The sequence below is a fragment of the Streptomyces sp. UNOB3_S3 genome (genome assembly GCF_020740895.1).
Lineage (GTDB): Bacteria > Actinomycetota > Actinomycetes > Streptomycetales > Streptomycetaceae > Streptomyces.
This window is the reverse complement of the sequence record NZ_JAILXP010000277.1, coordinates 1-9703: the sequence shown is the minus strand read 5'-3', so window position 1 is coordinate 9703 and position 9703 is coordinate 1. Positions and strand designations below refer to the sequence as shown.

At 72.1% G+C, this 9703-nt stretch carries 8 protein-coding genes; 2 read left to right on the top strand and 6 right to left on the bottom strand.

Annotated elements, in window-relative coordinates:
- Window positions 1-1260, top strand: a 1260-nt coding sequence (locus K6I33_RS25435; RefSeq protein WP_229356857.1) for an elongation factor G, incomplete at its 5' end; no start/stop codon positions are given.
- A 164-nt stretch (window positions 1261-1424) separates the two neighbouring features.
- Window positions 1425-3080 carry a hypothetical protein gene (locus K6I33_RS25430; protein ID WP_229356856.1) on the top strand — a complete coding sequence of 552 codons (1656 nt, stop codon included), beginning with the start codon at window positions 1425-1427 and terminating at the stop codon, window positions 3078-3080.
- A gap of 45 nt (window positions 3081-3125) precedes the next feature.
- Here K6I33_RS25430 and K6I33_RS25425 read toward each other — a convergent pair whose 3' ends face one another.
- The 6 genes from K6I33_RS25425 to K6I33_RS25400 all read right to left on the bottom strand — a co-directional run bounded on the left by K6I33_RS25425 (window position 3126) and on the right by K6I33_RS25400 (window position 9689).
- Window positions 3126-4274: a YncE family protein gene (locus K6I33_RS25425; protein WP_229356855.1), complete on the bottom strand. Its 1149-nt coding sequence runs from the start codon at window positions 4272-4274 to the stop codon at window positions 3126-3128.
- Between the two features lie 101 nt (window positions 4275-4375).
- Window positions 4376-5188 (bottom strand): polysaccharide deacetylase family protein, encoded by an 813-nt coding sequence (locus tag K6I33_RS25420; RefSeq protein ID WP_229356854.1) that lies wholly within the window; start codon window positions 5186-5188, stop codon window positions 4376-4378.
- 107 nt (window positions 5189-5295) lie between these two features.
- Window positions 5296-5856 carry an HIT domain-containing protein gene (locus K6I33_RS25415; protein ID WP_229356853.1) on the bottom strand — a complete coding sequence of 187 codons (561 nt, stop codon included), beginning with the start codon at window positions 5854-5856 and terminating at the stop codon, window positions 5296-5298.
- A gap of 56 nt (window positions 5857-5912) precedes the next feature.
- Window positions 5913-7889 carry a threonine--tRNA ligase gene (gene thrS, locus K6I33_RS25410; protein WP_229356852.1) on the bottom strand — a complete coding sequence of 659 codons (1977 nt, stop codon included), beginning with the start codon at window positions 7887-7889 and terminating at the stop codon, window positions 5913-5915.
- 100 nt (window positions 7890-7989) lie between these two features.
- Entirely contained in the window at window positions 7990-9156 is a 1167-nt protein-coding gene (locus tag K6I33_RS25405; RefSeq protein ID WP_229356851.1) for a hypothetical protein, read from the bottom strand.
- Window positions 9156-9689 carry a DUF4365 domain-containing protein gene (locus tag K6I33_RS25400; RefSeq protein WP_229356858.1) on the bottom strand — a complete coding sequence of 178 codons (534 nt, stop codon included), beginning with the start codon at window positions 9687-9689 and terminating at the stop codon, window positions 9156-9158. The genes K6I33_RS25405 and K6I33_RS25400 overlap by 1 nt, the downstream gene beginning before the upstream one ends.
- Window positions 9690-9703 lie beyond the last annotated feature (14 nt).

Below are 9703 nucleotides of genomic sequence, written 5' to 3'. Positions count from 1 at the left end.
GTCCCCGCCGTCACCACCCCCGCCGGTGCGACGCGCCCGGAGCTGGCCTGCGATCCCGACGGACCGCTCGCCGCGGAAGTGATCAAGACCGCTTCGGACCCCTACGTCGGCAGGATCTCCCTGGTGCGGGTCTTCTCCGGCACGCTGCGCCCCGACGAGACCGTGCACGTCTCGGGCCACGGGCTGGAGGACCGGGGGCACGAGGCGCACGACGTGGACGAGCGGCTCGGCGCCCTCTCCTCGCCGTTCGGCAAGCAGCAGCGCCAGCTGTCCCAGGCCATCGCCGGGGACATCGCCTGTGTGGCCAAGCTCGCCAGCGCCGAGACCGGCGACACCCTCTCCGGCCGGGGCGATCCGCTGCTGATGGAGCCGTGGCTGATGCCCGACCCGCTGCTGCCCGTCGCCATCCAGGCGCACAGCAAGGCGGACGAGGACAAGCTCTCCCAGGGCCTGGCCCGGCTGGTCGCCGAGGACCCCACGATGCGGCTGGAGCACAACCAGCACACCCGTCAGGTCGTCCTGTGGTGTCTGGGCGAGGCCCATCGCGACGTGGCCCTGGAGCGGCTGCGCGTCCGCTACGGCGTCCAGGTCGACGTGGTGCCCCACAAGGTCTCGCTGCGGGAGACCTTCGGCACCCGGTCCGCCGGCCGCGGCCGGCACGTCAAGCAGTCCGGCGGCCACGGCCAGTACGCCATCTGCGAGATCGAGGTCGAGCCGCTGCCCGGCGGCTCCGGCATCGAGTTCGTCGACAAGGTCGTGGGCGGCGCGGTGCCGCGCCAGTTCATCCCCTCGGTGGAGAAGGGCGTCCGCGCCCAGGCCGCCAAGGGGGTCGCCGCCGGGTATCCGCTGGTCGACGTGCGGGTGACCCTCGTCGACGGCAAGGCCCACTCGGTGGACTCCTCGGACGCCGCCTTCCAGACCGCGGGCGCCCTGGCCCTGCGCGACGCCGCCGCCGAGGCCCGGATCCACCTGCTGGAGCCGGTCGCGGACGTCCAGGTCCTCGTCTCCGACGAGTACGTGGGCGCGGTCATGAGCGATCTGTCCGGGCGGCGCGGCCGCGTCGTCGGCACCGAGCAGTCCGGCTCGGGCCGCACCCTCGTCCGCGCCGAGGTCCCGGAGATCGAGATCGGCCGGTACGCGGTGGATCTGCGCTCCCTCTCCCACGGCACCGGGCGGTTCAGCCGCTCCTACGCCCGGCACGAGCCGATGCCCCCGCAGGCCGCCGAGCGCATTCGCGAACAGGCGGAGAACGGGGCATAGTTCGCGAGCCGCCCGTATCAACTCGCCTGGTACGGGCGGCTTTCCGATCTCCCACGACAGCCGGCACCCCCTCCCGTTACGCTGAGCACGCGGCTCATGACACAAGCGGTGGGCGGCAGTCGGGAGCACCGGCGCACCGGACGCGCACGGTATTGGGGGCGGCAGTGGCAGCAGGGGATCCGTACGACTTCAGCCCGGGAGCGCAGATCCCGGTGTCCGGCGGCGCCGGGGCGACCGCGGCGACCCAGGCCCTGGCCTCGGCCGCCTACCGGGACGGCCCGGTCGACGAACTGCTCAAGGCCAATTCCGACTGGGCCACCTCCGAGGTGAAGAAGGCCCGGATCTCCCTCTTCGAGCCCAATCTCGGCGAGGCCTTCGCGCGCGCCGTGCAGGGCCGGATGCTCGGCGGCGGACGCAAGCCCATCATCCAGTCCTTCGGCCTGGAACCGCAGGTCATCGTCGAGCACTGCCTGGCCGCGTCCCGCATCCGCAAACAGCGCGACGCCAGGCTCACCTTCATCATGGTGGTCTTCGGGCTGCTCTTCCTGCCCGGCGTGCTGCTCTGGCTCGGCGCGTTCCAGCTGCGCCGCACCCTCGCCGGCTCCCAGGACAAGCGCGTCGGGGCGCTGGGCACCGCGCTGCTGGTGGGTATCGCCGCGATCGCCGTCATCCTCCTGGTGAAGCTGCCGTTCGACGGCTTCCTCAGCCTCTATCTGCGGGCCATGGTCATAGCCCCCCTCATCGGCGGCTTCTGGGCCAAGGCCGTCTGCGAGCGCACCGCCAAGGACCTGCGCGACCGGTGGACGGGCCTCCTCGACGGCGGCACCATCGCCGCCAAGATCCCCGAGGCCGTGCCCTCGACGCCCGGCGAGAGCGCCGCCGAGGCGCTCCGGCTGAACCTCGCGAAGCTCTCCGCCGAGCAGCGCAGCAACATCGCCTTCTACGCCGGCCCCAAGGGCATCCTCGGGATGGGCACCCGCTGGGGCAGCTGGCAGCTGGCCGAGGACCTCGTCCCCGCCGACCCCGGGAAGGACATCAACCCCTTCCGCAGCTGGGACATCGTCCGCGCGGTGCACGACCAGCTCAAGCTGCTGGAGCGCACCCCCATCAACACCGGCGGCCTCACCCCGCCCCAGGTCGAGCACTGGGTGGTCTCCCCCATCGGCGAGGGCGCGGGCGCCGTCTCCCGTCCCGGCGGCACCGACGCCTCGTTCCAGATAAGGGGCTCCCAGCTCCAGGAGATCTGCGACAAGCAGCACTTCGGCAGCGGCGACCGCCACTACCTCGGCGTCCAGTTCGTCCTCTGGGACGGCCAGCTGGTCATCACCCTGCTCGTCAATGTCACCGTCCTCCACAAGACGCTGCGCATCGAGGTCACCGGCCACGCCCTGGGCCCCACCCACTCGGTCTTCAACGGCCGTCCCAAGAACCGCACCCAGACCTTCAAGAAGGGCCTGAAGTTCTGGGACACCTACACCCGCACCCTCCCCGTCGTCGCGCCCCGGGAGGTCGTCCGGCTCGCCGCCCGGGCGCCGCTGACCTGGTATCCGCCGCTGCTGGAGTACTGGGGCGGCAAGCTGGTGCTCCCCGAGCCCTTCGGGCTGCGCCACGCCTGGGCCGACAAGCCCTGGCGCCACCGCTTCATGGCCGACGACGCCCTGCGCGCGGCCACCCCGGTGCTGCGCGTCGTCCATGAGGCGGCGCTCCGTGTGCTCGCCGAGAACGGCGTCGACACCAGCCGCTTCGCCAGCCGCGCGGGCAACCTCAGCGGCGCGATCCAGGACCCCGCGCCCCGCCAGGCCGACGTCTACAACGCCTGACGGGACGTCGCCCCTTGCCGGGGCGCACCGGCCGCGATCACATGACTAGCGGAAGATCCCGGTGTGCCCCAGCGAGTAGCGGCCGGGCTGCGGATAGACGGCCAGCCCGTGCGGTCCGTCACCCACCTTGATCCGGGCGATCTGGTGCCCGTCGGTGGTGTCGATCGCGTACACCTCGCTGTTGTAGCGCCCCGAGAGCCACAGCACCTTGCCGTCGGCCGACACCCCGCCCATGTCCGGGCTGCCGCCGTCCGGCAGCTCCCATTTCTTCACCAGCTTGCGGCTGGGCAGGTCCAGCACCGAGATCGAGCCCTCGCCCCGGTTGGAGATGTACATCGACTTGGAGTCGCGGCTCACATAGAGACCGTGGGCGCCCTTGCCCGTGGGCATCAGCCAGGGCTCGGTGAACTTGTCCCCGTCCAGCACCCACACCCCGTCGGCGATCATGTCGGCGACGTACCAGGTCCTCCCGTCCGAGGAGATCTTCACATCCTGGGGCATGGCCCCGTCGAAGGGCAGCTTCTGTTTGTCGATCACCTTCATCCTGGCCGTGTCGACCTTCAGCAGCTCGCCCGAGAACTCGCAGGAGACGATGAAGTACCGGCCGTCCGGCGAGAAGTCGGCGTGGTTGACCCCGAGGCAGTCCACGTGCTCCGTCTTCATCCGCTTCATCGTGTGCGCGTCCCGGAAGACCAGCTCGCGGTCCATGGACGCCATCACCACGGCGTACTTCCCGTCGGGCGTGAAGTAGAGGTTGTACGGGTCGTGGACGTCGACGGTCCTGCCCGCCTTGCCGGTGGCCGGGTCGATGGGGGTGAGGGTGTGGCCGCGGTCGTTGTTCACCCAGAGCGTCTTGAGGTCCCAGGAGGGCACGACGTGCTGCGGCTGGTTGCCCACCGGGATGGTCTCGATGACCTTGTACGTCTTGGGATCGATGACGCTGACCGTGTCGGACTCCGTGTTCGGCACGTACACCCGGGACGGGAAGTCCTTGACCACCGGGGACAGGGCGTTCGGCCGGTCGGCGGCGTAGAGGTCGTCGGGGTCCAGGAGCGGGGGCATGCCCGGCAGCCCCTGGGGCACGCCCCGGGCCGCGCCCTGGCTGTGCGCGCCCTGCGCGGGGCGCTCGGCGGGGGTCCTGTCGTCGCCTCCCCCGCAGCCGGCCGCCAGCAGGGCGCAGAAGGCGGTGAGCACAACGGTCCCGCGCGGCGTTCCCGGGCGGGAGGAGGGCGGCCGGAGGCGCCGGAGGAGAGAGCCGGACCGGAGGCGTCGAGGACGGTGATGCGGGGTGCGATTCATCGTGTCAGCAGCTCCGTAGTCGTCACCGCGCGCAGACCGCGGCGGTGCAGGCCGTCGAGGATCGCGGGCAGCGCGGCCACCGTGCCGGCGTGCCCGAAGTGCAGACTGACGACCGACCCTGGCCGTACCGCGCCCAATACGGTACGCCGGACCGCCTCGGCGCCGGGGTCGGTGAAGTCGAGCGAGTCCACGTCGTACGACAGGATGTGCGGGTACCCGGCCCGGCGCGCCAGCCGTACGACCTGGTCGGTGGCCTTCCGGGCGCGGGACGGCCGGAACCAGCGGCCGATGCCGCCGGTCAGTCTGCGCAGCCGCTCGGCGCACTCGGTGATCTCGGCGTAGGCGGCCTTCTCGGGCATCGAGCAGATGCTCAGGTGCCGCATGGTGTGATTGCCCAGTTCGTGCCCGCCGTCGAGCACCCTGCGGGCCATCCGGGGCTCGGCGTCCAGCCAGTCGCCGACGGCGAGCACCGTCACCCGGGCGCCGGCCCGCTCGGCCTCCGTGAGCAGGGCGGTCGCCGACTTGGCGTCGCCCCTGCCGTGGAAGGTGAGCGCCACCGCGCGCGCCCGCCGGGAGCCGTGCTCGATCTGCGCCGGCAGCCCGCCCGGCAGCGCGGGCAGGATCAGCGGCGGCCCCGGCAGCGCGGGCACCCGGGCCGCCGCGCCCCGGCCCGTGCCCCGCGGCGTGGCCGAGGGCGGCCCGGCGGCCGGCCGGTCCCCGCCGCAGCCCGCGGCGGCGGTCCCGGCGGCCCCGGCCAGGGCGCTGCCCGCGGCCGCGCGCAGCACGGTGCGACGGTGAAGGAAGGTCACCGTCCTATTAGAGCTTCTTTAAAAAGAACTGGTGCGATTTGCCCGATTTCCCTGTGGGGCGTGTCCCCGTGGGACGCGTCCCCGCGGAGCGCGTCCCCGGGGGCCGGTCAGACCGTCGGCCAGACGTCGGCGAGCATCTTGCGGGTGTCGGCCAGCAGTTGCGGCAGCACCTTCGTGTGACCCACGACCGGCATGAAGTTGGTGTCCCCGCCCCAGCGCGGCACGACGTGCTGGTGGAGATGGGCGGCGATGCCGGCGCCGGCGGTCGAGCCCTGGTTCATGCCGATGTTGAAGCCGTGGGCGCCCGAGGCCGTGCGCAGCGCGCGCATCGCGCACTTGGTGAACGCCGCGAGCTCGGCGGTCTCCGCCTCGTCCAGCTCCGTGTAGTCGGCGACGTGCCGGAAGGGGACGACCATGAGGTGGCCGCCGTTGTACGGGTAGAGGTTGAGCACGGCGTAGACGAGTTCGCCCCGGGCGACGATCAGTCCGTCCTCGTCGCTCTTCGCCGGGATCGAGCAGAACGGGCAGCCGTCGTCGGCCCCCGGACCGGTCGGCTTGTTCTCCCCCTGGATGTACGCCATCCGGTGGGGTGTCCACAGGCGCTGAAAGGCGTCCGGCGCCCCCACTCCGAACTGCTGCTCCGGCTCACTCGTCATGGTGTGAAGCATATGGGCCCCGGAGCGTGGGTGACGCTCCGGGGCCCATGCGGTGCCATGCGGTCCGGTCAGACCTGGACGCGGTCCTCGACGGCCTGCGCGATCTTCGCGATCGCCTCGTCGCGCGGGATGCCGTTCTCCTGCGAACCGTCCCGGTAGCGGAAGGAGACGGTGCCCGCGTTCATGTCGTCGTCACCGACGATGACCATGAAGGGGACCTTCAGCTTCTGGTGGTTGCGGATCTTCTTCTGCATGCGGTCGGACGAGGCGTCGACCTCGACGCGCAGGCCCTTCTTGCGCGCCTCGGCGGCGAACGCCTGGAGGTAGTCCACGTGGGCGTCGCCGATCGGGATGCCCACCGCCTGCACCGGGGCCAGCCACGCCGGGAAGGCACCCGCGTAGTGCTCCAGCAGCACCGCGAAGAAGCGCTCGATCGAACCGAACAGCGCACGGTGGATCATGACGGGACGCTGCCGCGAGCCGTCCGCCGACGTGTACTCCAGGTCGAAGCGCTCGGGCAGGTTGAAGTCGAGCTGGATGGTCGACATCTGCCAGGTGCGGCCGATGGCGTCCTTCGCCTGCACCGAGATCTTCGGGCCGTAGAAGGCCGCGCCGCCCGGGTCGGCGACCAGCTCGAGGCCCTGCTTCTCGGCCACCGCGCGCAGCGTCTCGGTGGCCTCCTCCCAGGTCTCGTCCGATCCGACGTACTTCTCCGGGTCCTTGGTGGACAGCTCCAGGTAGAAGTCGTTCAGGCCGTAGTCGCGCAGCAGGTCCAGGACGAAGGTGAGGGTGCGGTCGAGCTCCTCCGCCATCTGCTCACGGGTGCAGTAGATGTGCGCGTCGTCCTGGGTGAAGCCCCGGGCCCGGGTCAGGCCGTGCACGACGCCCGACTTCTCGTACCGGTACACGGTCCCGAACTCGAACATGCGCAGCGGCAGCTCACGGTAGGACCGGCCCCGCGCGTCGAAGATCAGGTTGTGCATGGGGCAGTTCATGGGCTTGAGGTAGTAGTCCACGCCCTCGTCGAGCTGCATGGGCGGGTACATGCCGTCGGCGTACCAGTCCAGGTGACCCGAGGTCTCGAAGAGCTTCCCCTTGGTCGCGTGCGGGGTGTAGACGAACTCGTAGCCCGCCTCCTCGTGCTTGCGGCGCGAGTAGTCCTCCATGACCCGGCGGATGATGCCGCCCTTGGGGTGGAAGACGGCGAGGCCGGAGCCGATCTGCTCCGGGATGGAGAAGAGGTCCAGCTCGGAGCCGAGACGGCGGTGGTCGCGCTTCTCGGCCTCCGCCAGGAACTCCAGGTGGGCCTTGAGCTCGTCCTTCGACGGCCACGCGGTGCCGTAGATGCGCTGGAGCATCGGGTTCTTCTCGCTGCCGCGCCAGTACGCGGCGGCGTTGCGCATCAGCTTGAACGCCGGGATGACCCGGGTGGTGGGCAGGTGGGGACCCCGGCAGAGGTCCTTCCAGCACAGCTCGCCGGTCTTGGCGTCCAGGTTGTCGTAGATGGTCAGCTCGCCGGCGCCCACCTCGACGTCCGCGCCGTCGTCGTGCGAGGCGGAGCCCTTGAGGCCGATCAGCTCCAGCTTGTACGGCTCGTCGGCCAGCTCCTCGCGGGCGGCCTCGTCGGTGACCACCCGGCGGGAGAACTTCTGCCCGCGCTTGATGATCTCCTGCATCTTCTTCTCGATGAGCTTGAGGTCATCGGGGTGGAAGGGCTTCTCGACGTCGAAGTCGTAGTAGAAGCCGTCCTTGACCGGCGGGCCGATGCCCAGCTTGGCCTCGGGGAAGAGCTCCTGCACGGCCTGGGCCATGACGTGCGCGGTCGAGTGGCGCAGGATGTTCAGGCCGTCCTCGGAGGAGACCTCGACGGGCTCGATCTCCTCGCCGTCGGCGACGACGTAGGCCAGGTCCTTGAGCTCGCCCGCCACGCGCGCGGCGACGACGGTGCGCTCGCCGGAGAAGAGGTCGGCGGCGGTGGTGCCCGTCGTCACCACGCGCTCTTCCCGCTCGGAATCGCGTTGGATGATCACACGGACGTCTGACACCGGTCTCTCCTGACATCTGGGGCGCCGCAGCGGACGCTGCGCGCCTGAATCGTACCGAGCCCGGCCAGGTGGTCGCTAAACGGTTGTGGCCCGCCGGAGGCTAGTCGGCGTCGCGCCGGTCCCCGAAGAGGTCGAGGTTCTCCTGGAGGTACTTCAGCAGCCGGTCCCGCTCCGCCTCGTCCACCTGGACGGGCAGGACGCCCCGGGCCTCGGCCAGCCTGCGGAAGCCGCCCCGGCTCTCCAGCCGCCCGCCCACGGTGACGGGCACCCCGGCCAGGTGAGCGTGGCCCGCGACGCGGTAGTCCTCCTCGTCGAGGGTGATCCGCACCTGGGCGACATCGGCCCCCGCCAGCACCCTCAGCCGCACCACCCCCGCGCCGCCCGGCGTCTCGCGCCGCATCCGCACCACCGTCCCGGTGAGGCGGACGGGCACCGAGGGCTCGTCGCGGATGTAGCGGGCCCCGGCCTCGCGCAGGGCGGGCAGATCGCCGGGCGAGAACTCCACCGGCTCGGGCCGGGCGGCGAAGCCGTACGGCGTCCCCGCCGCGGGCGCCCACTCCACCGCGATCCGGATCCCCTCGGAGCCGCCGACCAGGGTGGCCAGGGCCTGGGTGAGCTCCTGGCAGACCCCGGCCTCCACGGCGGCGTCGAAGGCGTCCATCCGGCCGGTGGCGCGCCGGTAGTCGGTGGCGTCCCGGGCCGCCTGGAGCGCCCTGAGCAGCGCGCCGACCAGCGCGCGGCCACCCTCCGGGGGCCCGTCGACGGGCACGAAGGCGGCGAGCTCCCGCCCGCCGGCCGCGGGCCCGGCGAGCACGGCCGCCAGGGCCGCCTCGGCCTGCCGGCGGCGCCGGGCGCCGTGGAACCCGGCCCGGCCCCCGGCGGTCTGGGCGGCGGCCAGCAGCATGGCGCGCGCCCCGGTGCGCAGCCGTTCCTGGGCGCCCCACGCGGCGGCCGGGGCCCGGGGTTCGGCGACCTCCCGCGACCAGCGGACCTCGTCGCTCGGCACCCGCAGCGCGACGAGGATGTCGCGGGCGGAGGGCGCGGCGCAGCGCTCCAGCGCGGTGAGGGCCTCGGCGAGCAGATCCGCGCTGTCGGGATAGGCGCGGCTCTCGGGCACGAGGAGGCTGGTGCCGGGCCCGTCGGGGGGCGTCCAGCGGCCGTAGCGCCCGGCCTCTCCCCCGCGCCGCCGCCAGCCGTGGCTGGCGAGCAGGGCGCCGAGGACGGCGGGGTCGGGGTGGTGCGGGGGTTGTTCGGTCGGCCGGTGCATCAGGGTCTCCCTCCCGCCCCGACCCGGGTCATGATCTCGCAGAGCGCTCGGTCGTCGAAGACCCGCGAGGTCGGGATCCGCACGGTGGTCCTGTTCCTGCCGGTCACGGGGTGGCCGGCGAGGTTGGTCCAGTAGCAGCAGTGGCGCAGCGCGAGATGGTCGTGGCCGGCCCGCAGCCAGTCCTCCCGGGCCCGGGGCACGATCATCACGACGAGGATCTTGTGGACCGAGACGGGGGTGCGGGCCAGCTTGACCAGGTGGTCGTTGTCGAGGGTGAAGCCGAACGTCCGGGGCGCTCCCCGGCCCGGCGGGCCGGGCAGCCGGGGGGCCAGCTGGTAGGTGCTCTTGAGCTGCACCTTGATGGTGACCTCGTCGTCGGCCTCATGGCCGGGGGCGCTGTGGCTCACGTGCCAGTCGATGCCGTTGTCGGGGAAGGGCTGGGCGAGGGAACAGCCCGCGGCGGCCGCGACGGCGTGCAGATAGCCGATCTGGAGGGTCTCCATGCAGGCGGTCGTGGCGAGGGTGCCGCGCAGGGCCGTGAGGGGCC

Coding starts and splice junctions, on each gene's coding strand:
- K6I33_RS25415 (WP_229356853.1), bottom strand. CDS start 5,856: ATGCTTCACACCATGACGAGTGAGCCGGAGCAGCAGTTCGGAGTGGGG.
- K6I33_RS25405 (WP_229356851.1), bottom strand. CDS start 9,156: ATGCACCGGCCGACCGAACAACCCCCGCACCACCCCGACCCCGCCGTC.